General features: G+C 71.0%; 18 protein-coding genes and 2 pseudogenes. 11 read left to right on the top strand and 9 right to left on the bottom strand.

The genetic code is table 11. The annotated features are described in order from the left end of the window. Nucleotides 1-134: 134 nt before the first annotated feature. Nucleotides 135-1,160: an aldo/keto reductase gene (locus O7632_RS11265; protein WP_278113800.1), complete on the top strand. Its 1,026-nt coding sequence runs from the start codon at nucleotides 135-137 to the stop codon at nucleotides 1,158-1,160. 38 nt (nucleotides 1,161-1,198) lie between these two features. On the opposite strand, the gene O7632_RS11260 is transcribed toward O7632_RS11265, so the two are convergent. After that, nucleotides 1,199-2,236 carry a sodium:calcium symporter gene (locus tag O7632_RS11260; RefSeq protein WP_278113798.1) on the bottom strand — a complete coding sequence of 346 codons (1,038 nt, stop codon included), beginning with the start codon at nucleotides 2,234-2,236 and terminating at the stop codon, nucleotides 1,199-1,201. Between the two features lie 188 nt (nucleotides 2,237-2,424). On the opposite strand from O7632_RS11260, the gene O7632_RS11255 reads away from it, so the two are divergent. Then, on the top strand, nucleotides 2,425-2,943 hold the full coding sequence (locus O7632_RS11255; protein WP_278113796.1) for a YetF domain-containing protein: 519 nt from the start codon (nucleotides 2,425-2,427) through the stop codon (nucleotides 2,941-2,943). A 15-nt stretch (nucleotides 2,944-2,958) separates the two neighbouring features. Here O7632_RS11255 and O7632_RS11250 read toward each other — a convergent pair whose 3' ends face one another. The 8 genes from O7632_RS11250 to O7632_RS11215 all read right to left on the bottom strand — a co-directional run bounded on the left by O7632_RS11250 (nucleotide 2,959) and on the right by O7632_RS11215 (nucleotide 13,405). Further along, complete coding sequence (locus tag O7632_RS11250) at nucleotides 2,959-3,873, bottom strand: ABC transporter permease (protein WP_278113795.1); 915 nt, start codon at nucleotides 3,871-3,873, stop codon at nucleotides 2,959-2,961. After that, on the bottom strand, nucleotides 3,870-5,171 hold the full coding sequence (locus tag O7632_RS11245; protein ID WP_278113794.1) for an ABC transporter permease: 1,302 nt from the start codon (nucleotides 5,169-5,171) through the stop codon (nucleotides 3,870-3,872). Before O7632_RS11245 ends, O7632_RS11250 begins: the two co-directional genes overlap by 4 nt. Further along, nucleotides 5,171-6,811 (bottom strand): ABC transporter ATP-binding protein, encoded by a 1,641-nt coding sequence (locus O7632_RS11240; protein WP_278113792.1) that lies wholly within the window; start codon nucleotides 6,809-6,811, stop codon nucleotides 5,171-5,173. The genes O7632_RS11245 and O7632_RS11240 overlap by 1 nt, the downstream gene beginning before the upstream one ends. A 94-nt stretch (nucleotides 6,812-6,905) precedes the next feature. Continuing rightward, complete coding sequence (locus O7632_RS11235) at nucleotides 6,906-7,985, bottom strand: BMP family ABC transporter substrate-binding protein (protein ID WP_278113791.1); 1,080 nt, start codon at nucleotides 7,983-7,985, stop codon at nucleotides 6,906-6,908. A gap of 11 nt (nucleotides 7,986-7,996) precedes the next feature. After that, nucleotides 7,997-9,487 (bottom strand): amidohydrolase family protein, encoded by a 1,491-nt coding sequence (locus O7632_RS11230; RefSeq protein ID WP_278113789.1) that lies wholly within the window; start codon nucleotides 9,485-9,487, stop codon nucleotides 7,997-7,999. After that, the gene (locus tag O7632_RS11225; protein WP_278119973.1) at nucleotides 9,484-10,503 is read right to left on the bottom strand and encodes a zinc-binding dehydrogenase; all 1,020 of its coding nucleotides are present in this window, start codon (nucleotides 10,501-10,503) and stop codon (nucleotides 9,484-9,486) included. Before O7632_RS11225 ends, O7632_RS11230 begins: the two co-directional genes overlap by 4 nt. Nucleotides 10,504-10,691: 188 nt before the next feature. Next, nucleotides 10,692-11,939: a helix-turn-helix domain-containing protein gene (locus O7632_RS11220; RefSeq protein WP_278113787.1), complete on the bottom strand. Its 1,248-nt coding sequence runs from the start codon at nucleotides 11,937-11,939 to the stop codon at nucleotides 10,692-10,694. After that, entirely contained in the window at nucleotides 11,936-13,405 is a 1,470-nt protein-coding gene (locus O7632_RS11215) for an aldehyde dehydrogenase family protein (protein ID WP_278113785.1), read from the bottom strand. The genes O7632_RS11220 and O7632_RS11215 overlap by 4 nt, the downstream gene beginning before the upstream one ends. A 73-nt stretch (nucleotides 13,406-13,478) precedes the next feature. Here O7632_RS11215 and O7632_RS11210 point away from each other — a divergent pair, with 73 nt between their 5' ends. The 9 genes and pseudogenes from O7632_RS11210 to O7632_RS11170 form a co-directional block, all read left to right on the top strand. Next, on the top strand, nucleotides 13,479-14,561 hold the full coding sequence (locus O7632_RS11210) for an NAD(P)-dependent alcohol dehydrogenase (RefSeq protein ID WP_278113783.1): 1,083 nt from the start codon (nucleotides 13,479-13,481) through the stop codon (nucleotides 14,559-14,561). Nucleotides 14,562-14,687: 126 nt separating this feature from the next. Continuing rightward, nucleotides 14,688-16,910 carry a cytochrome P450 gene (locus tag O7632_RS11205; protein WP_278113782.1) on the top strand — a complete coding sequence of 741 codons (2,223 nt, stop codon included), beginning with the start codon at nucleotides 14,688-14,690 and terminating at the stop codon, nucleotides 16,908-16,910. Nucleotides 16,911-17,606: 696 nt separating this feature from the next. Beyond that, nucleotides 17,607-18,344: a hypothetical protein gene (locus O7632_RS11200; RefSeq protein ID WP_278113781.1), complete on the top strand. Its 738-nt coding sequence runs from the start codon at nucleotides 17,607-17,609 to the stop codon at nucleotides 18,342-18,344. Then, a pseudogene (locus O7632_RS11195) lies at nucleotides 18,265-18,801 on the top strand (aminoglycoside phosphotransferase); the annotation flags it as partial. The gene O7632_RS11200 and the pseudogene O7632_RS11195, both read left to right, overlap by 80 nt. Before the next feature lie 451 nt (nucleotides 18,802-19,252). Beyond that, nucleotides 19,253-19,411 carry a multiple cyclophane-containing RiPP AmcA gene (gene amcA, locus O7632_RS11190; protein WP_278113779.1) on the top strand — a complete coding sequence of 53 codons (159 nt, stop codon included), beginning with the start codon at nucleotides 19,253-19,255 and terminating at the stop codon, nucleotides 19,409-19,411. A 156-nt stretch (nucleotides 19,412-19,567) separates the two neighbouring features. Continuing rightward, nucleotides 19,568-19,900, top strand: coding sequence for a hypothetical protein (locus O7632_RS11185; protein ID WP_278113777.1), 333 nt, complete (start codon nucleotides 19,568-19,570; stop codon nucleotides 19,898-19,900). Then, nucleotides 19,897-20,961 (top strand): aldo/keto reductase, encoded by a 1,065-nt coding sequence (locus tag O7632_RS11180; protein ID WP_278113775.1) that lies wholly within the window; start codon nucleotides 19,897-19,899, stop codon nucleotides 20,959-20,961. Before O7632_RS11185 ends, O7632_RS11180 begins: the two co-directional genes overlap by 4 nt. Nucleotides 20,962-20,974: 13 nt before the next feature. Further along, entirely contained in the window at nucleotides 20,975-21,130 is a 156-nt protein-coding gene (locus O7632_RS11175; protein WP_278113774.1) for a hypothetical protein, read from the top strand. Then, nucleotides 21,109-21,528 (top strand): annotated as a pseudogene (locus O7632_RS11170) (class IV adenylate cyclase); the annotation flags it as partial. The gene O7632_RS11175 and the pseudogene O7632_RS11170, both read left to right, overlap by 22 nt. Nucleotides 21,529-21,705: the final 177 nt, after the last annotated feature.

The raw sequence follows: 21,705 nt of genomic DNA, 5'->3' as shown, positions 1-21,705 counted from the left end.
CGGCGGCCATGTGCCGGGGACACAAACCCGGCGACCGTGCTTCGATCCGGCGGTACGGTGCCGGCGACGTACCCCGCGTGCGAGCGTGGCATCCGTGCCGGTGTGGTCGGCACCGGATCGGGAAGGTCGTCGTCATGCGCTATCGCAAGCTGGGTGCCACCGGAGTCGAGGTCAGCACGCTCTGCCTCGGCACCATGATGTTCGGCGCCTGGGGCAATACTGACGAGGCCGAATGCCACCGGATCGTCGACGAAGCGCTCGACGCCGGGATCAACGTCGTCGACGTCGCCGACGTCTACGCGCACGGCGAGTCGGAGGAGATCGTCGGCCGGGCGCTGCGTGGTCGCCGCGAAGACGTGGTGCTGGCGACGAAGTTCCACGAGCCGATGGGCGACGACCGTAACCGACGCGGCAACTCGCGGCGCTGGATCCGCCAGGCCGTCGAGGGCAGCCTGCGGCGGCTCGGCACCGACCGGATCGACCTCTACCAGGTGCACCGGCCGGCGCCGGACACCGACGTCGACGAAACCCTGGGTGCCCTGTCCGATCTGGTACGGGAGGGCAAGGTGCTGATGATCGGCAGCTCGGCGTTCCCGGCGGAGGAGATCGTCGAGGCGCAGTGGGTGGCGCGGCGGCGGCAGCGGGAGCGGTTCACCACCGAGCAGCTGCCGTACTCGATCATGGCTCGGGGGGTGGAGGCCGGCGTGCTGCCGACCTGCCAGCGGCACCGGCTCGGGGTGCTCGCGTTCAGCCCGCTCAACGGTGGCTGGCTGACCGGCAAGTACCGCTCGGCGGACGTGCCGGACGACTCGCGGGCCGGGCGCAACGGCGACCACTTCGACTTCCGCGACGCCGCCGCCCGCCAGCGCAAACTGGACGTCGTCGGCGAGCTGGACACGCTGGCGACGCAGGCCGGGCTGACCCTGATCGAGCTGGCGCTGGGCTTCGTCCTCAGCCATCCGGCCATCACGTCCGCGATCATCGGCCCGCGTACGCTGCCGCAGTTGCGCAGCCAGCTCGGTGCCGGTGACCTGCCGACCCTGCCGGGCGACGTGCTGGACCGGATCGACGAACTGGTGCCGCCGGGGAGCAACGTGAATCCGGTCGACGCCGGCTACCAGCCGCCGGCGCTGACCGAGCCGGCGCTGCGCCGGCGCTGACCGAGCCGGCGCTGCGGCGGCGCTGACGTGGACCGCTGTCAGGCCACCCGGATCAGCAGCAGCACGACGGCGGCCAGATAGATCACTGGAATGGCGACGCCTTCGAACCCGACGCCCCGGCGTTCCCGCATGATCAGCCCGGCGGCGAGGGTGACCGTCATCAGGGCGGTGGACCCGGCCAGCAGAAGTCCGGCGCTGGCGGCGTCGGAATAGACGGAGCCGGGCCGATACGTGGCGTCGGCAAGGAAGATCATCAGCGAGTCGAAGGCGTTGCCGCCGAGGATGTTGCCGATTCCGAGGGTCAACGCGCCGATGCGTACGGCCGCGATCAAGGTGACCAACTCGGGCAGTGACGTGATCGCGGTGGTGATGGTGAAGCCGACGAAGCCGCTGGGCAGCCCGGTCGCCGCGATCACCCCGAGCCCGCCCTGCCCGATGAGGAAACCGGTGCCACCGACCAGGACGGCGAGCGCGGCCAGCCGCAGCCACAGCCGGCGGGTGCTCGGCCCGCCCTCGGATTCGCCGTTGGCCTCGTCCGGCACGTCCTGACGGGTGTCGGGCGTCTGCTCGGCCCGCCACATCGGGTTGTCGCGCAGCCGCCGCACCAGGTACAGCCCGTAGAGATAGAACACCGGGATGAGCAGACTCACCGGATGGATCCAGCCGACGGTGAGGGTGGGGGTGGCGTAGGCGACGATCGGCAGGCAGAGCAGCGCCACCAGCACCAACGCCTGCATGATGTTCTCCAGCGAGGCGGCGGCGTGCTCGATGTTGGACCGGCGGTAGAGCAGGTCGGCGATGGCCAGCCAGACCGTCTGTACGGCGATCCCACCGATCGGGTTGGCGATGGCGAACTGGGCGTCGCCCTGCCACGCGCCGAGCGCCGTGGTGGCGATCCCGGGCAGCGAGGTGACCGCGCCGAGCAACAGCGCGCCGGCGACCGCTTCGCCCATGCCGGTCCGGTCGGCCAGGGTGTCAGCGGTCGTGGCCAGCGACTTGCCGGCGGCCACGATGATGACCAGGGCGACCACGAGTGCGGCGACGCTCGGACCGAGCGGCCAGACGGAGCCGGTCACCGCAGCACACCGCCACCTCTTCGTGGGTGACCCGGTGACGGTGCGCACAGCCGAGCCGTTTTCGTCCGATCAGATCCCATGACCGCCATCGCTACCCGATCGCCGTCGCGGCGAATCATCGGCCCAGGAGTCCGGCCGGTGAGCCGGTCGCCGGGGTAGCGGGGAGCCGTCTCGGGTATCCGAGCGGCATGTTACTCGACGACCCGCGAGACCTGTGGCGAGTTACCGCCGTCGGTGTCCTGACCTATGTCCTTCTCGTCGGCGTGCTCAGGGTGTCCGGCAAACGGACCCTGGCGAAGATGAACGCCTTCGACCTGGTCGTCACGGTCGCGCTCGGCTCCACCCTGGCGACCATCCTGCTCTCCGGCGACGTCTCGTTCGCCGAAGGCGCGGCGGCGTTGATCCTGTTGGTGGCTCTCCAGTTCGCCGCGACCTGGCTGTCGGTGCGGTGGGCACCGCTGCGGTCGGCGCTGAAGTCCACTCCGACGCTGCTGCTGCGCGACGGTGAGCTGCTCACCGCGTCGATGCGCCGGCAACGGGTCACCGACAACGAGATCCGCCAGGCGGTCCGATCGCAGGGCGTCGGAGACATCGCCCAGGTGGCCGCCGTGGTGCTGGAAACCGACGGTTCGTTCAGCGTGATCACGCGTCAGCAGCTGGGCGACGGCACCGCGCTGGAAGACGTCACGCGCGGCGCGACCCGCTGAGTCGGGCGGGTGCCGTCAGGTGGTGCCGCGTTGGAACGGTTGGGCCAGGGCTCTGGGCTCTCGGTGCTGGGTGGCGAAGACCAGCATGGCGAGCAAGGCCAGCAGGTACGGCGCCGCGATCAGCAGTTGCGAGTTGATGGTCACGCCCAGGGCCGGCAGCGCCAGCCGCATCGCGTCGGCCAGGCCGAAGACGGCACAGCCGATCATCGTCCGGCCCAGTCGCCAGGCACCGAACATCACCGCCGCGATCACCAGGTAGCCGCGGCCGGCGGTCATGTTCTGGTTGAACGAGCCGACCTCACCGACCGCGAGGTAGGCGCCGCCGAGGCCGGCGAGCAGCCCGCAGAACAGCAGCGCCTGCCGCCGCCGGTGGTTGACCTTGATGCCGCTGACGTCGGCGGCCTGCGGGTTCTCCCCCACCGCCCGCAGTTCCAGACCCCACCGGCTGCGTTCCACCAACCACCAGGTGAGCGGGATAGCGATCAGCAGCAGGTACGCCGGCCAGCGCTGGACGAACAGCACCGGCCCGATGACCGGGATGTCGCGCAGCACCGGGATGTCCACCCGCCACACCTGGTGGCCGGTGAAGGTGCTGACCGTGATCAGATAGCTGGTCAGACCCAGGACGAGCGCGTTGAGCACCAAGCCGACGACGAAGGTGTTGATCTGCGCCCGGTGCGACAGGTTGGCGTGCACCACGGCGATCACCACCCCGACCAGGGCACCGGCGGCCAACCCGATCGTGGCGCTGCCGGTGGCGCTGGCCACCGCGATCGATCCGAACGCGGCGCCGAGCATCATCGCCTCGACCGAGATGTTGAGGGTGCCGGCCCGTTGGGCGACGTACTCGCCGCAGGCGGCGAAGGCCAGCGGGATGGTCAACCGCGCGCCGCTGGACAGGATGGTGGCGATGTTGTCGGCGGCGCTCATGCCGGCTTCCCTTCCATGGCGTTCTCCTCGTTGCCGCTGGTGCCACGGCGAGCCCCGTCGTGGGATCGGTCGGCCGGCGGTACGTCGATCGCCGGTACGTCGCGGCCCGGCGCGGCCGGGTCGTCGGACGGCGTGGTCGGGACAGGCAGGCCGGCGGCGGGCGGCGGGGTGCCGGCCGACTGCCCGCCGGCCCGACGCCGCCGCAGCATGCCGATCACCACCGGCGGTGCGACGAAGGCCAGGACAAGCAGCGCCTTGACCACGTCGACCAGGAACGACGGGACGCCGGTGGCGGCGAGGAAGCTTCCGCCGGCCCGCAGCACCCCGAACAGGACCGCGACCGGGATGGCCAGCAGCGGATTGTTCCGGGCGACCAGCGCGACGAGCAGGCCGTCCCAGCCGATGTTGAGCGACATGCCGGGCTGCAGGCGGTGGCTGCCGACCGGGCTGGTCAGTAGCAGCGCGCCGGCGAGCCCGGCGAACGCGCCGGAGATGGCCAACGCCATGCCGCCGAGCGCACCGACCCGTACGCCGGCGTGCTGGGCGGTGACCGGGTTGAGGCCGAGCATCTTCAGCCGGAACCCCCATCGGGTACGGGTCATCGCCAGGCTGAGCGCGACCGCGACCAGGATCGCCAGGATCAGGCCACCGTTGACCTGCAGGTTCGGGTAGTCGCCGAGGGAGGCGAGCCGGCCGTTTTCCGGTAGCGGGTTGGACTGCGGCGAGACGACGCCGCTGCCCAACCGGGACTCCTGCAGCAGCCACGGGGTGTTGACGGCGAAAGCCACGAGTTGCTGGGCCAGGAAGGTCATCAGCAGCGTACTGACGACGACGTTGACGCCCCGGAAGCGGTACATCAGCGCGCTCAGCCCGGCCCAGCCGCCGGCGGCGAGCAACGCGGCGAGCAGCACCACGACCAGCAGCAGCGGGCCGGGCAGCGCGAGCCGCAGACCGACCCAGGCACCGGCCAGCGCGCCGATCAGCACCTGCCCTTCCTGGCCGATGTTGAAAAAGCCGGACCGGGCGCTGACGCAGGCACCGACCGCGACCAGCAGCAGTGGCGCGACGTACAGCAGGGAGTTGCTCCAGGCCGCCGGGCTCGACACGCTGCCCTGGTAGAGCGCCTGGACCGAGGCGGACGGGGAACCGCCGGTGACGGCGATCAGCAGCGCGGACAGGCCGAGCGCGGCGGCCACGGTGACCACTGTCGCGGCGGCGACCTGCCAGCCGCCGACGCCGGGGTTGAGCCGGGCGAGCAGCCGCCGGCCGGCGGCGTCGCCTCCGGTCGTCACGGCCATCAGTGACTCACCCCGCCGACCAGCATGCCGAGACGCTCGGCGGTGGCCTGCTCGGTGGTGAGCACCCCGACGATGCGGCCGGAGGAGATCACCGCGATCCGGTCGGCCAGGGCCATCACCTCCTCCAGTTCGGTGGAGATCAGCAGCACCGCCACTCCTTCCGCCGCGGCGGCACGTAGCCGCACGTACATGTCTTCGATGGCGCCGACGTCCAGGCCGTGCGTCGGTTGGGCGGCGACCAGCACCTTCGGTCCGGCGGACAGCTCCCGGGCCAGGACGACCCGCTGCTGGTTGCCGCCGGAGAGGCTGCGCACCGGGGTGTCCGGCGACGGCGCGACGATGTTGAACTCGGCCATCCGCTGCCGGGCGATCTGGTGCATCCTGCGCCGGTTGAGCAGCCCGCCGGAGCCGGAGACGGCCGCCAGCGACTTCATCGCCAGGTTCTCCGCGATCGTCATGTCGAGCACCACCCCGGATCGGTGTCGGTCCTCGGGCACGATGCCCAGGCCGGCGAGGTGCAGCGCGCCCGGCGCGGCCAGATCGACCGGTGCGCCGGCGAGTTCGACGCCGCCCGAGTCGGGGACGACCAGGCCGGAAAGCAGGTCACCGAGGGTAGCTTGGCCGTTGCCTTCGACGCCGTACAGTCCGACGATCTCGCCGGCTGCCACGTCGAGGTTCAGGGTGTCGAGGATCGGCAGGTCACCGAGGAGAACGGTGACGTCGCGCAGCCGCAGGGCCGGTGGGGTCGCGGGCGACGCGGAACCGTCCGCCGCCGGCTGGTCCGGTGGTACGGTCGCCGGCCGGTCCGCCGCCGCGTCGGATGTGGCGGGCTCGGCGGGCGTTGCGGACTCGTCGGACGTCCGCTCGACCGGCAGCAGGCCCAGCGCGGCGCTCTCGGCCCGCAGCGACACCTCCCGGCCGACCATCTGCCGGGCCAGCGACTGCGGGGTGGTGTCGGCGGTGGCACCGTGGAAGACGACCGCGCCGCGACGCAGCACGGTCACCCGGTCGGTGGCCGCGACGATCTCGGCCAGTTTGTGGCTGATCAGAATGACCGCCCGGTTCTCCGCCTGCACCACCCGGCGCAGCACGGTGAACAACTCGGCCGACTCGGCCTGGGTGAGCACCGAGGTCGGCTCGTCGAGGATCAGCACCGACGGATCCCGACGCAGGCACTTGATCAGTTCGACTCGTTGCCGTTCACCGGCGGAGAGCCGGTCCACCCGGGTCAGCGGATCGATCGGCAGGCCGTACCGCTGGGCGACGGTCTCGACCTGGGCGCAGGCCGCCGCCTTGTCGACCCGGCCGGTGTCTCCCAGGATGACGTTCTCCCAGACGCTGAGCGGCTCGATCAGGCTGAAGTGCTGGTGCACCATGCCCAGCCCGAGGTCGGCCGCCGCCTGCGGGGTGTCGATCTCCACCGGTCGGCCGTCCCGCTCGATCGTGCCGCCGTCGCGGTGCACCAGCCCGAGCAGGATCTTCATCAACGTCGACTTGCCGGCCCCGTTCTCGCCGAGGAGGCCGTGGATCTCACCGGGTCGTACGGTGAGATCCACGGCGTCGCAGGCGACGACCGGACCGTAGCGCTTGCTCACTCCGCGCAGGGTGAGCGCCGGCGCCTTTTGGCCGTCGGTGTGCACAGTCCGTTTCACCTCGTTGTCGGCTCTGGGTTGTCGGCTCTGGCAGCGGGATCGCGGCGGGGTGGCAGGAGGGCGTACGTCGGACGGTCGGGCGTCAGTTGCCCAGTCGCTCCACCTCGGCGGCGGTGTCGATGGTGCCACCCGCCACGTCGGCGACGAACGCGTCCATCTTCTCGGTCTGCTCCGGCGTCGGGTCGCAGATCTTGATCGCCGGGTACGGGTCGACGCCGATCTGCCACACCTTGGTGGTGCCCATCTCCAGCTCACCGTCGGCGAACAGGGTCAGCGCGGCGGCGAAGTAGGCGCCCGGGTCGAAGATGACGGAGATGTCGAACTCCGGCTCGGTCGACTCGCACCGGTCGGTGCCCGGGGTCAGCGTCAGCGCCCCGTTCTCGTTAGCCAGCGCGGCAGCGGCGTCGGTGGCACCACCGAGGTACGGGTAGACCACGCTGACGCCTTGGTCGATCTGCGCCTGCACGGCTTCCCGGGCCTTCGCCGAGTCGTTGAAGTCACCGGTGTAGGTGATCACCAGGTCGGCCTCGGGCACGACCATCCGGATGCCGGCCTGGAAGGCGCGGGCGGCGTTGATCGCGAAGTCGACCTCCATGCCGGTGACGAACCCGGCCTTGGTGTCACCGTTTTCCTGCATCAGCAGGCCGGTGGCGTAGCCGGCGGCGAGCATGCTCTGGTTGGGGTCGTCGCTGGAGATGACGATCTTCGGTGTCTGCGGGATGTTCTCCGACGACGGCACGTACCAGGCGACGTTCTCGCAGGCCGGCTCCTCGGAGGCCGGGATGGCGTCCTTGAGCTCGGAGGCACCCAGGGCGACCATGTCGACGCCCTGCTGGCACAGCGCGCGGGCGGCGCTGAGCGCTTCGGTGGGCGGCACCGAGCCGCGCTTGATGACCTCCCAGCCCTCTTCGGTGGCGAAGCGTTCGGCCTCGGCGACGAAGCTCTCGTAGTAGCCGTTGTCGTTGATGTCGCCGGGGCTGAGCACCCCGATCAGCACCTTGCCGTCGCCGTTGACGTCGGGCTGACCGGCGATGACGGTGCCGCCGCTTTCGCTGCCGGAGGGGCTCGGCGCGGTCGCGTCGTTGTCGGCGCAACCGACCAGGGCGAGGCTGACGGCGCCGGCGAGCAACGCCGCCGCGCCTTTTCCGATCCGTATTGTCACTGCGGTTCCTCTCACTGTGGGGGCGTCACGCCGGCCGGTCCGGTCCGGTGCGCGCGGTACTCGGTCGCCGGCACGGCAGGCCAGCGATGCGGGATGTCGATGCCGGCCCGGCGGAGCAGGTCCGCGCCGCGCGACGCGACCTCGGTCCGCAGGGCGTCGACGTCGACGGTGGTGATCCGGTGATCCCGGACCACCGGCCGGCCGTCGACCAGTACGTCCCGCACGGTGTGGCTGGCCGCGCCCCAGACGAGCTGGGTGGCCAGGTCACCGCGCGGGGTCCACGCGATGGTGCGGGTGTCCAGCACGACCAGGTCGGCGGCCTTGCCGACCTCGATCGAGCCGGTCAGTCGCCCGAGCCCGACGGCGGTCGCACCGTCGATGGTGGCCAGGGCGAAGACCTCGTCGGCGCGCAGCGGGTCGGGCGCGCCCCGGTCGCGGTCCAGTCCGGCGAACAGTCGGGCGGCCCGCCACACGTCCGGGGTGTCGCCGGCGTTGTGCGAGTCGCAGCCCAGGGCCAGCCGGCCGCCGGCGCGCAGCAGTTCGGTGTGCCGGCCGGCCCGGGTGACGCCCTGCCCGAGGCGCAGGTAGGCACCGGGGCAGGAGGCGACGGCGGTGCCGCTGGCGGCGAGCGCGTCGAGTTCGTCGTCGTCGAGCCAGACGGCGTGACCGAGCAGCAGCCGGGGGCCGAGTACGCCGAGGTCGCGCAGGTGCAGCACCGGCCGGGGGCGGCCGGCGACGGCGTACGCGGCCGGGTCGTCGGCGCTGGGCGACAGGTGCCAGGTCATCGGTACGTCGAGCCGCTCGGCCAGCTCGGCCGCGCCGGTGAACAGGTCGTCGCTGACCAGGTCGTGGCCGACCAGGGTGATCCAGCCGGTGACCAGCGGGTCGCCGGCCAGGGCGGTGACCGTCTCGGCCTGGGCGGCGAGGGTGTCGGCGGCCGGCATCGCGTACGGGGCGTCCGGGGCGTCCCAGCCCCAGCGGCCGACCCGGGCCCGGATTCCGGCGGTACGCAGTCCGGCGGCGACCCGCAGCGGGTGGGCGACGGTGCCCGGCTCCAGCAGGGTGGTGACGCCGTAGCTGAGCGCCTCGACGGCGGTGAGGGTGGCCGAGAGTTCGTCATCGTCTCCGGTGACGGAGGCGTGCAGCGGCACGATCCAGTCGAAGATGGCCTGCCGGGCGGGGACGTGGTCGCCGATGCCGCTGCGGATCAGCGGGTCGGCGGTGGTGTGCTGGTGGGCGTTCACCAGGCCGGGGACGACCAGGCAGCCGGCGGCGTCGAGCTCCGGGGTGTGCGGGTACCCGACGCGCAGCGCGTCGGCCGGCCCGATGTCGGCGATCCGGCCGTCGGCGATGGCGATCGCGCCGCCGGTCACGACCGCCCGGTCGGGGGCCATGGTGACGATGTCGGCGTCAACGATCAGCAGGTCGGCGACGCCGCGGCTGGCTCCGGTGCCGGCGAGGGTCGGATCCGGGGTCGGGGCGGGGATCGGCGTCGTCGTCATGGCCGGACCAGGATCTTGCCGACGAGGTCGCCGGATTCCTGCCGGGCGTACGCCTCGGCGAGGTCGGCGAGCGGGTATTCGGCGGCCCGGACCACTCGCATGCCGCCGGCGAAGAAGGCGTCGAGCATGGCGGCGAAGTCGGCCGGGGCGTAGGCGCCGGCGCCGAGCAGCCGCAGGCCCCGGTGGTAGACGTTGGCCAGGGACAGGTTGACCTGGTCGCCGCTGGTGTTGCCGAGCAGAACCAGCCGGCCTTCGATGCGCAGGCTGGTCAGCGACGTGTTCCAGGTGGCCGCGCCGACGTGGTCCAGGACCAGGTCGACGCCGTGGCCGTCGGTGTGGTCGCGGACCGTGGCGGCGGTGTGGTCGTCGAGATCGAGGACGACGTGGGCGCCGAGGTCGGCGGCGGCGGAGCGCTTGGCGTCGGTGCGGGCGAGCGCGATGACGGTGGCCCCGGCCCGGCGGGCGAGTTGCAGGGCGGCGATGCTGACCGCGCTGGTGGCGGCCGGAATCAGTACGGTCTCGCCGGCGCGTAGCCGGCCGACCCGGTGCAGGGCGTGCCACGCGACCACCCAGGCGGTCGGCAGGGCGGCGGCGTCGGCGAGGTCGACGTGGTCGGGGACGCGGTGGGTGACGGCGGCTGGTACGGCGACGTACTCGGCGAATCCGCCGGGCCGGTTGCCGCCGACGACGCGCAGCGACGCGCAGTAGCCGGGGGCGCCGTCGAGGCAGCTGGCGCAGCGCCCGCAGCCGATGGTGGGGTCGACGACGACGCGGTCGCCGACGCGTACGTCGCCGACGTCGGCTCCGGTGGCGACCACCCGGCCTGCGACGTCCATGCCGGCGATGTGTGGTAGCGCGAAGCCGGGCAGCAGTCCGGGGCCGCGACGCTGCAGCAGGTCGAGGCGGTTGAGGGTGGCGGTGTCGACGGCGATGACGGCGTCGGCCGGACCGGGCTCCGGGTCGGGCAGGTCGTGCGGGCGCACGACCTCGGGCCCGCCGAAGCCGGTCTGGACCATCGCTCGCACAACACCCTCCGGTCTACCAAACGATATGGCGTCTTGCATTGTGATTCAGGTTGCTTAGCGACGTACTTTGCCTGCGGGCCGGCGACCTGTCAACGCCTCGACCGAAACTGGCTCAGCGACGTAACGTGCCTGTGATCCGCCGACACCCGAACGACCGTCGGACAGCTATCGACCTGCGGTTATTCGCAATCCGGAGCGGTGATCAGCAGCTGTCGGGCGACCAGCGCGGCGCGCAGCACCGCGGCGGTCGGCGGATCGAGGGGATCCACGCCCAGCAGCCGCTTGATCAACCCCACCCGGTAACCGACCGAGTTACGGTGCAAATGCAGTTGCTCACTGACAGCTTGCCTGCTTCCCCCACTGGCCAGCCAATGGTCCAGCGTGCGCAGCAGGTCGTCCCGCTCGACGATCGGGCCCAGATGCCGGTCCACGTACCAGCGCAGCCGCTCGTCCGGCACCGCCAGCAGCAGCTGCGCCAGGCCGGCCCGGTCGAACGGCAACTCGGCGTCGGCCGCGTCCGGTACCGAGCCCACCGGCCCACCCGGATGGTGCCGCAGCAACCGCAGGAGCCGGCGGGCGTCGCGGAACGACTCCGGCGTACCGCCCGGCCCGGTCACCGACCGGCCGCACGCCACCCGTACCTGGCCGGTGCCGACGATCTGCTCCAACCGGCGGCGCAGCCGGGTCACCTCCCGCTGGGCGTCGCCCTGCAGCAGCGTCCAGCCGTGGCGGCCATCGGCCAGCACCGGGCGGTCAAGCCAGGTGATCGCCGACGCCCAGCGCCGGTGCTGCGACCCGGTGTACGCCAGGGCGACCCCGACGTGCGGCTGGTCCAGCCGCCAGCCGTACGCCGTGGCGGCCCGCACCAGGTCGGCCTGCTCGGCCGGCGACGCCGTACCGGTGCCGTCGCGCAACGCCCGCAGCACCGCCTCGGCACCCACCGGTGGCGGCGGCTGCGGCGGCTCACGGCGTACCGCCTCGATCAGCAGCGCGGTGACCGCCGCGCGGGCGTAGTCGAGCTGGCGTCCGTCGACCGGCTCGGCCAGCAGCAGTACGCCGAGCCGGCGGCTACCGGTGCCGACCGGCACCGACCGGCCGACCCAGCCGTCGGCGCAGCGGACCCGCTCGGCCCGCAACGCGGCCGGGTCCGCACCCCGCGCCCCCGACTGGTCCGCTCTCCGCGCCCCCGACGCGCCGTCCGACCGGTCGCCGGGGTTGTCGTCGCTGCCGGCCAGCAGCTCACCGGTGACGGCGAGCAGCCGACATCCGACACCGGTGGCCTCGGCCAGCCGGGCCAGCAGCACCGGCCAGCCCGCTCCGCCGAACGCCAGGTCGGTCAGCCACTGGGCGAACTGCCCGGGTGTCGGCTCGGCCGCCACCGACAGCCGGGGCCGGGCCGGCATCGGGCGTTCGGCCGGGCCGGTCACGTCGGCGGTCGATCGAGCAGCCGGACCGCGACGGCCTTCTCCTGGGTGTACTCGCGCAGCGCCGCGTAGCCGCCGCCCCGACTGAACCCGCTCTCCTTCTGCATGTTGAACGGGAAGCCGATCACCCCCGCGTCGTGGAACTGGTTGACCGCCACCTGCCCGCTGCGGGCCTGACCGGCCAGGCGCAGCGCCCGGGAGACGTCCGAGGTCCAGACGCAGGTCAGCAGGCCGAAGTCGGTGTCGTTCATGATCGCCACCGCCTCGTCGGTGCCCCGGAAACCCTGGATGGCCAGCACCGGTCCGAAGATCTCCTCGCGGGCCAGCCGCGCACCCGGATCGACGTCGTCGAAGACCGTCGGGGCGACGTACCAGCCGTCGCCCAACCTGGTGGTGGCCGGCTCCCCGCCGGTGACCAGCCGCGCCCCGGCGGCCGGCGCCTCGGCCAGGAAGCCCCGGACCCGCTCGTACTGAGCCTGGCTGACCAGCGGACCCATGTCGAGATCCTGGTCCCAGGAGCCGACCCGGATCTCGGCCATCGCGGCGGCGACCCGCTCGACCACCTCGGCGCGGATCGACTCCTCGACGACCAGCCGGGACCCGGCGTAGCAGTTCTGGCCGGCGTTCTCGGTGATCGAGGCGACGATCGCCGGGATCGCCGCGTCCAGGTCGGCGTCGGCGAAGACGACGTTCGGCGACTTGCCGCCGAGTTCGAGTTTGACCGGGACCAGGTGCTCGGCGGCGGCCCGCATCACCGCGCGGCCGGTGACCGTGGAGCCAACGAAGCTGATGTGATCGACGTCCGGGTGGCCGGTGAGCGCCACCCCGGCCTCCGGGCCGAGCCCGGTGACGACATTGAGCACCCCCGGCGGCAGGCCGGCCCGCAGGCCCAGCTCAGACAGGGCGAACGGGGCCAGCGGCGCGATCTCCGACGGCTTGAGCACCACCGTGTTGCCGGCGGCCAACGCCGGCGCGACGTTCGCGGCGGTCAGTACGGCCGGCACGTTCCACGGGATCACCACCGCGCAGACCCCGTACGGCTCCGGCCGGGTGTAACCGAAGTAGTCCGGGGTACGGGTGGGCAGCGTGACGCCGGTGAGCTTGTCGGCGGCACCGGCGAAGTAGTCGACGATGCCGTGCGCGATGTAGATGTTGAGCCGGCCGCCGGAGCGGGGTTTGCCCACGTCACGGGCCTCGTACGCGGCGAGGTCCTCGACGTGCGCGGCGATCAGGTCGGCCCACCGGCGCAGCGTCGCGCCCCGTTCGCTCGGCGAGGTGGCGGCCCAGGCGGGGGCGGCCCGGCGGGCGGCGGCCACGGCCCGGTCGACGTCGGCGGCCCGGGCGCGGGCCACCGGTTGGATGACCTGGCGGGTCGCCGGGTCCAGGACAGGTAGTTCGCCGTTGTCGGCGGCGGCCTCCCAGGCACCGTCGATCAGCTGGCGGGCAGCGGGAACGCGCAGGTCAGCCATGGTGGAATCCTTGACCCTTCATGTTCCGCATGTCAAGATGCAGTCTCGCTTTGTGAGTTACCGGGGAGGGTGTGTGCGGGTCACGGCAGCGGTTCTGGACAACGCGGGTGGGCCGTTCACCCTGCAGGAGATCGACCTGGCCGAGCCCGGCCCGGACGAGGTGCTGGTCCGCGTGCACAGCGTCGGCATCTGCGGCACCGACCTGGAGTTCGCCACCTTCTTCCCCACCCCGGCCGTCCTCGGCCATGAGGGCAGCGGAGTAGTCGAACAGGTCGGCGACCGGGTCGCCGGCATCTCGGTCGGCGATCACGTGGCGATGAGCTTCACCTCCTGCGGCACCTGCTCGCTCTGCCTGACCGGCAGCCCGGCCTACTGCCGCAGCTTCGACGCGGTCAACTTCACCGGCCGCCGACCCGACGGCAGCAGCGCGCTGTCGCGCGACGGTCAACCGGTCAACGGCCACTTCCTCGGCCAGTCGTCGTTCGCCAGCCACGTCGTCGCCCCGGCTCGCGCCGTGGTGCCGATCAGCAAGGAGATCGACCTGCGGGTGGTGGGTCCGTTCGGCTGCGGGTTCGGCACCGGCGCGGGCGCGGTGCTCAACGTGCTGCGCCCGACGGTCGGGTCGTCGATCGTGGTGTTCGGCGCGGGCGCGGTCGGCGTCGCGGCGATCCTCGCCGCCCGGGTCGCCGGCTGCTCCACGATCGCCGCCGTGGACGTCAACGCCGACAAGCTGGACACCGCCCGGCTGCTCGGCGCCACCCACGGCGTCGACTCGCGCGACGGCGACACCACGGAACGGCTCGCCGCGATCGCCCCGGACGGCTTCGACCTCGCCATCGACGCCACCGGGCGCGAGGAGGTGGCGCGGACCGCGGTCGAGGCGCTCGGTCCGCTGGGCCGGTGCGGGGTCGTCGGCGTCGGCCCCAGCGAGCAGATGAGCTTCGACTGGCGCAGCATCCTCAACGGGCGCACCGTCACCGGCATCATCGGTGGCGCCAGCCTGCCGCAGGTGTTCCTGCCGAAGCTGCTCGACCTGCACACCGCCGGGCGGTTCCCGGTCGACAAACTGCTCAGCCACTACCCGTTCGGGCAGATCAACGACGCGGTGGCGGCGGTCCGCAGCGGTACGGTCGGCAAAGCCGTCCTCACCTTCTGACCCGTTCGGCGACTCGAAGCGAAACGTTGTCTCGTAATGTGAACGGGATTACCCTCGGCCACAGACACCCAGTGGCGCGGCTGGGAAACACCGCGCGGCAGCCAGCATCCGTGGAGCTCGTGCGCCATGACTGACTTCGACCAGATGACGGAGTTCGACCACCACTCCGCCGCGTGTAACGCCGACCCGGTCGGCTACTACCGGACGTACCGGGAAAAATGCCCGGTCGGGCGAACCGCCGCACACGGCGGATTCGTCTACACCACCCGCTACACCGACGTGGTCCGCGTCGCCCGCGACGACGACACCTTCTCCTCCGCCCGCGCCACCGCCGGCGGCGACGGCACCGCCATCGTCATCCCGCGCGGACCCGGCCTGGAGCAGTACCCGATCGAGCTAGACCCGCCGGCCGCCAGCGGCTACCGCGACCTGATCAACCCGCTGCTCACCCAGGACGCGGTGGCGACACTCGCGCCGATGATCGCCCGACACACCACCCGAGTCATCGACGCCTTCATCACCGAAGGCTCCGTCGACTTCGTCCGCGACCTGACCAACCCGCTGCCAGCCGCCGTCACCCTCGACTGGCTCGGCTTCCCCGAATCCGACTGGGCCAAGCTGGCCAAGCCGATCCACGACATCTTCGCCGCGCTGCCCGGCAGCGACCGCGCCGTCCGTGGCGCGCAGGGCCTGGCGTACCTGGACGAACGGATTCGGGACCTGATCCGGGACCGGCGGGCCGAGCCCGCCGACGACGCGGTCAGCTACCTTGTCGCCCAACGCCGCCCAGACGGCGAACCCTTCAGCGTCGACGAGCTCGTCTCGGTGATCGGCCTGCTGGTCGCCGGTGGCGTGGACACCACCACGTCGCTGACCGGGTCGACCCTGGTGCACCTGAGCCGCAACCCGGAGCAGCGGCAGCGCCTCATCGACTCCCCCGACCTGCTCGACAGCGCCACCGAGGAGTTCCTGCGGGTCTTCGCACCGTCGCAGTCGATGGCCCGCACGGCCCGTACCGACGCCGAGGTCGGCGGCTGCCCGGTCAGCGCCGGCGAACGGGTGCTGATCCCCTGGGTCGCCGCCAACCACGACCCGGCGGTCTTCCCCGAGCCCGAACAGGTCCGGCTGGACCGCGACGCCACCCGCCACCTCAGCTTCGGCATCGGCAGCCACCGCTGCGCCGGCGCGCACCTGGCCCGGCTGATGTTCCGCGAGATGATCACCCAGGTGCTGACCCGACTGCCCGACTACCAGGTCGTCGAAGACGGCCTCGTCGGCTACCCCACCAAGGGAAACCAGACCGGCTGGGACGCGATCCCGGCCGTGTTCACCCCCGGTCGCCGCGCCGCCGACGCGGCGACCGGGGGTACCCCGGTGGCGAGCCGCCCGGGTGGCGACCGGGAGTTGGTCGTCGAGGCGGTCACCGCCGTCGCCGAGCAGGTGCGGGAGGTACGGCTGGCCGCCGCCGACGGTGCCCCGCTACCGACCTGGGCACCCGGCGCCCATTTGGAGGTACGGCTACCGTCCGGCCGGGTGCGGCAGTACTCGCTCTGCGGCGACCCGGACGACACCGGCCACTACCGGATCGGCGTGCTGCGGGAAGCCGCCGGCCGGGGCGGATCCGTCGAGCTGCACACCGTCGCCGCCACCGGCGCGACGCTGACCGTACGGGGCCCACGCAACCACTTCCCACTGGTCGACGCCCCCGCGTACCTCTTCCTGGCCGGCGGCATCGGGATCACCCCGATCCTGGCCATGATCCGCGAAGCCGTCCGACGCGGCACACCGTTCCGCGTCGTATACGGGGGCCGCAGCCGGGCCTCGATGGCCTTCACCGACGAACTGGTCGCCCTGGCCGGCGACCGGGCCGTCCTGCTGCCGCAGGACGAGGCCGGACTGCCCGACCTGGCCGCGCTGATCGACGGCACCGGCGACGGCACCGCCGTCTACTGCTGCGGACCCGGCGCGATGATCGACGCGGTGGAGCGAGTGTGCGCCGAGGCCGGCCGTGGTGGGCAACTGCACGTGGAACGCTTCGCCGCCGGCGACGACCTGGAGGTGCCGTTCGACCCGGCCGCCAACACCGAGTTCGACGTGCACCTGGCCCGCACCGGGGTCACCCTGCGGGTGCCGAAGGACAAGCGGATGATCGAGGTGCTGCGCGAGGCGGTGCCCGGCCTGACCTACGACTGTGAGAAGGGCTACTGCGGCGCCTGCGAGACCCGGGTGCTCGCTGGCACGCCGGAGCACCGCGACTCGCTGCTCACCGCCGACGAACGGGCCGCCGGCCGCAGCATGATGATCTGCGTCGGCCGGTGCGGCTCCGACCGCTTGGTGCTCGACCTCTGACCAAAGCCGAGTACGGAGAGCGTTCCTAGCGAGCTGCCAGCGGCTCTTTGGAGGGCCGTGAGGGCTACGGCGTCGTCAAGGTCAACGTCGAGCCCTCCGGCCAAGTTCATCGACGGCAATGAGATCGATAACTCGCGCCACAGCAACTCAGCCAGTGCCGACACCTGTGACTCACCAATCGTTACCCCACAACAGCGACCCCTGAATTGCTGGACGTCTTGTTCACGTTGCGCCCGATTAGCCCGGCCCGATAAGTGAAGATCGTTGATACAACTGCGGTTTCATTATGATTCCACCCCGATCGACAGCATTCGCGAACGTCCAACTTTAGAGCTTTTAGATCGCTATGAGTGTCTGGTTGGGTTTGTCTACAAGTCGCTAACGGTGCCGGCACAACCACAGGGTCGGCACCCTCATGCGTCGCCCGGCTGGCCCGCCCATATGGGGTCAAGAGCTTCAAAACGGCAAAGGTGAATCAGGATGACACGTCCAGTTAGGGAGGTCCTGCGCTCGATGTAGGGCAGGCTGGTTGCTTGATTCCAGGTGGCGACATCGTGAGGGCCCATCGTGGGTGTTCCGGGTGTTGCTGCATGTGCCGACACTGGGGTGGATGCCGTCGACTTGGCCGCCTTGACTTGATGTGACGGCGCGGATGCGCTGTGCTGGCGAGTGGCCGTCGTTTGATCGGGGGTGCTCGTGGCCGTGCAGGTGGACCCTGAGTGGTGGAACTCGGGATTGTGGAACGGCCGACCGATCAGCGAGTCTCTGCGGCGGCGCGATGTCACTGCTGTCTTCCGCTTCCTCCACGCGCGGGGCGTGTCGTACGGCAGGATCGCAGCTCTTGTCGGTGTCTCGTCCAACCGCGCTGCTGAGATAGCCAAGGGCGTCCGGCAGGTCACGGCCTACGAGGTGTTGGAACGGATAGCCGACGGTCTGAGCATTCCGCGTCCGGCGATGGGGCTCGGCCGCGACGAGGACGCTGTTGTGCCTGTTGACCTTGGCCGTGTCGCCGTGGAGGGTGGAGCGGACCGGTCGCTGGCCGGTGTGGGTACCAGCGTGGAGGTCAGCGATATGGTGAGACTTCGTCTGGGATTGGACGAGGCTCTGGCGGCGTCGAGCGTCGCTCCTCCACAACTAGAGTTGATCGAAGAGTCCGCCAGCGAGCACATGAGGGTCTACCCCTCGGCTTCGCCCGAGGTCATGCTGTCGTTTCTGGCTGCCGACTGCCGCGAGGTTCAGATGCTGTCGCTGCGGCGGCAGCCGGCGGCGGTCCAGTCCCGGCTGTCCGGGGTGGCGGCGTTGCTGGCGACGATGTGCGCTGATGCGTTGATGCGGCTCGGAGATGTGGCTGAGGCACGCCCTGCCGGCTCCGCCGGTGCCGCTGCCGGTACTGCGACCGATCCGCAGCATCGAATGGTCCGTCGCCCGGTCTGAGGTCCTGAACGGCAAGGAACAGGATCTGCTGATGGGCCGGCTTGAGACGCTGGCGGTGAGCTGGGAAGCAATGCGGTTTCCCCTGGGTACGAGCCTGATCCAGGCTGATCCGCAGATCCGTAACGCGCTGCGGCGCTTCGACGGTACGCCCGTACTGGCTGACTGGGACGGTGCCGCCCTCGGACCCAGGGAGTGGGACATCGCTACGGTCGCTGTCCACTGCCGCCGATTCGACCCGCCCGGCCAGGGAGCCTTCGCCGATTTCACCGCCGCCTACGGCTGGGATGTCACCTCCTGGTCCCAGTTCGAGGAGCTGTGCCAGCTACGCGAGCTGCAAATGATCGCTACCAACGCCCGAAAGTCCCGCCCCGGAACCGAGGCCGCCTACGAAGTGCATCGCCGGATTGCCGGCCTCGTTGACGACGGGGCGGATCTGCGCCAGTGGCGGATCCTCTGAAGCGAGCCTTCCAGGTCTAGGGGACGTGTGCCGCCCGTCCCCTAGGCGTCAGCCCAGTTCAGACACGGTGATGTGCACCGTGGCCCACCACCGTGCGTCTATTTCCGCCCTGACATTCCGGCGATCGTTAACGCAGAACACGTCGGCGGGCCAGTCCAGGTTCACCTCGACTCCATGGCACGCCGACGGGCCAGCGGCACTCACACGCCAGGGAGATCCAGATGGACGTGCCATTGGGCGGCAGGTCGGAAGGCGACCCGACCCACCGGCAAGTGCTCACGCCCGGCACCCCGTCGGCCGCACGGGTGACTCCCCGTTCGCGTACTGCCACCGAGGCTGCGAGGGCTGGTGACCGGCGGTCCGCTCCCTGCCGCTGGCCGACCGTGGTGGGCTTGTCGGCGCGTAGGCAAGCCCACCACGCACCGGGGCCAGCGCCGGTCCGGGGTCGGCCATGACCGTGTATATCTCGCGGTATGCCGCGACCGGTGAACTGTCCCGCGACCTCACGGATTGCGATCAACCGGTGGAACGGCCGGTGGCCGATCTGCCGCTGCTGACGCACGTCTGGCGAATCGTGTTCGAGCAGCAGGCGCGGAAGCGCGACCGCTGATGATCGGCAACGGAGCAAGCCCGGCGGAACTGGGCCGGGCAGTACCGACGGAGCATCTGCCGCTGCGTCCGCTCTGGTTGTGCCGCCGTTGCGGGCAGCCGTGGCCCTGCGGAAAGGCGCGGCTCGCACTTCGCGCTGGACTACACCCTCAAGTCGTTGGAGAAGATCCTCACCGGCCAGCCCTACACCATGGTCCGCGACCTGCGCCGGCTGCTGAAGGACGCCGCCTACCAGCTACTCGGCGCGATGCTCGACGACCTGCCCAGCACCGATCCGTACGACGCAGACGATGGTGAGCTCGACGCGCGATGCCAAGCCGCAGCCGATGCCCGCCTGATCCAGTTGCGCAGCGACCTGGAACCGGTCGTCGCCGCAGTCGCCGCAGCCCTCCCAGCCGACCGCCGGGACGTCCTCCGGCACGAACACCGCCGCTGGACCGCCACCCGCAGCTGGCAGCTGATCAACGCAACCGATCCGTGCGGCACATGAGCGGATCCGACACCATGATCCTCCTACCGCGCCGCCTTCTCGTCGGCCTCAACGCCGACGTCTCCGTCATCGGGGCCGGTTGCTGGACCATCGGCGGCCCCATCACCAACCGAGGCGCCCCGATCGGCTGGGACGACGTCGACCCCGACGCAGCCTTCGCCGGACTCGTACACGCCCTGGAACGAGGCGTAACGCTCTACGACACCGCCGACGTCTACGGCCTTGGCCACTCCGAACGCCTCCTTGGCCGGCTTCTCCGCCTCGTCCCTCGGCAGGACCTGACCATCTCCAGCAAGGTCGGCTACTTCGCCGGCACCGCCCGCCACGCCTACCACCCTGCGCAGATGCGCGCGCAACTCGCCACCACCCTGGACAACGTCGGCACCGACCACCTCGACATCTACTTCCTCCACAGCAGCGACTTCGGCCCTGACGACCGGTACCTGCTTGACGCGGCCGACCTCATTCAGACCTGGCGGGCCCAGGGAGTGATCCACGCGGTCGGCATGCGCGCACCACACCGATTCGCCGAGGAATGGGCCGCCACCGACGGGCCGCAAGCGGCCGAGACACGCCGCTGGCTGCACCTGTACGACCAGTTGCGCCCCGACGTGATCACCACCCGTTACAACCTCCTCAGCCCGCTCTACGCCGACCATGAGACCGACATCTTCCGCTTCGCCCGCCGCGACGGCCTGGGCGTCCTGATCAAGCAAGTCCTCGGGCAGGGCCTTCTGCTCCAAGCCGGGTCCGACCCTGACCAGCGGCAGTACAGCACTGGCGACCACCGCCGCGCCGACCCAACTTTCACGCCGGACAACCGCCGTCAGCTCCACGCCCGCCTCGCGCCCCTGCGCCACCGATACGGACACAGCCCCGCCAACATGGCGCGGCTCTGCGTGCAGTACGCCCTGCACCACTCCCCTGACGCCGCGATCCTCGTCGGCTTCCGGAACGCTGAGCAGATCGACACCGTCCTCACCGCCCTAGACCATCCACTCCACGCCGACGACATCACGCAGATCCGCGCCGTGCTCCACGACAACCCGTACATCGACTGATAGGAACAACACCGTGCGCTACATCGAGGTCGAGAAGAAGTACCGCCTGGCCGACGCCGAGGTCCTCAGGGCCAGGCTCACCGAACTCGGCGCGAACCCGCCGAGCCCACCCGACAGGTCGACGCCTACTACAACGCCCCGCACCGCGACTTTCTCGCTCCGACGGTGATCTCCGAGTGGCTGCGTATCCGCAACGAAGACCACGGAGCATCGATCAACTTCAAGCGCTGGCACCCCGTTGCTGCCATCGTCAAGACCCATGCCGACGAGTACGAGACCCGCGTCGGGGATGCCGAGGCCGTCCGCCTCCTGCTGGAATCGCTGGACTTCCAACCTCTCGTGACTGTTGACAAGACCCGCGAGGCATGGACCCTGCCCGACGTGGAGATCGTCCTCGACCACGTGGTGGACGCTGGCGACTTCGTCGAGTTCGAGTTCAAGGGTGAGGCCGTGGACGTCGGCGACGCCACGCAGCGCCTGGACGCGTTCATCGCCTCCCTCGATATCGAACTGGGCCAACCGGTGAACAAGGGCTATCCACACATCCTTCTCGGCCGCGACCACTGACCGCCAGGACCTGCGGCGGCCACCCACGCCGAGTTCGCCGCCCACGCGTTCTTCTGATGAGCCGGCTCGACGAACGCGCCGCCGCCCTCGCGACCAGCCGGGATGCTCTTCCGGGGAGCTAAGCGGCCGACTCGTGGTGCCTGCCGGCACGCTCGGGCGATGCCCCACACCGGTGTC

Source organism: Solwaraspora sp. WMMD406, from assembly GCF_029626025.1.
Classification (GTDB): domain Bacteria; phylum Actinomycetota; class Actinomycetes; order Mycobacteriales; family Micromonosporaceae; genus Micromonospora_E.
Note: the sequence above shows the minus strand (reverse complement) of the source record. Positions and strands in the feature narration are given on the sequence as shown.

Coding starts and splice junctions, on each gene's coding strand:
- O7632_RS11265 (WP_278113800.1), top strand. CDS start 135: ATGCGCTATCGCAAGCTGGGTGCCACCGGAGTCGAGGTCAGCACGCTC.
- O7632_RS11255 (WP_278113796.1), top strand. CDS start 2,425: ATGTTACTCGACGACCCGCGAGACCTGTGGCGAGTTACCGCCGTCGGT.
- O7632_RS11250 (WP_278113795.1), bottom strand. CDS start 3,873: ATGAGCGCCGCCGACAACATCGCCACCATCCTGTCCAGCGGCGCGCGG.
- O7632_RS11245 (WP_278113794.1), bottom strand. CDS start 5,171: ATGGCCGTGACGACCGGAGGCGACGCCGCCGGCCGGCGGCTGCTCGCC.
- O7632_RS11230 (WP_278113789.1), bottom strand. CDS start 9,487: ATGACGACGACGCCGATCCCCGCCCCGACCCCGGATCCGACCCTCGCC.
- O7632_RS11225 (WP_278119973.1), bottom strand. CDS start 10,503: ATGGTCCAGACCGGCTTCGGCGGGCCCGAGGTCGTGCGCCCGCACGAC.
- O7632_RS11215 (WP_278113785.1), bottom strand. CDS start 13,405: ATGGCTGACCTGCGCGTTCCCGCTGCCCGCCAGCTGATCGACGGTGCC.
- O7632_RS11205 (WP_278113782.1), top strand. CDS start 14,688: ATGACTGACTTCGACCAGATGACGGAGTTCGACCACCACTCCGCCGCG.
- amcA (WP_278113779.1), top strand. CDS start 19,253: ATGACCGTGTATATCTCGCGGTATGCCGCGACCGGTGAACTGTCCCGC.
- O7632_RS11180 (WP_278113775.1), top strand. CDS start 19,897: ATGAGCGGATCCGACACCATGATCCTCCTACCGCGCCGCCTTCTCGTC.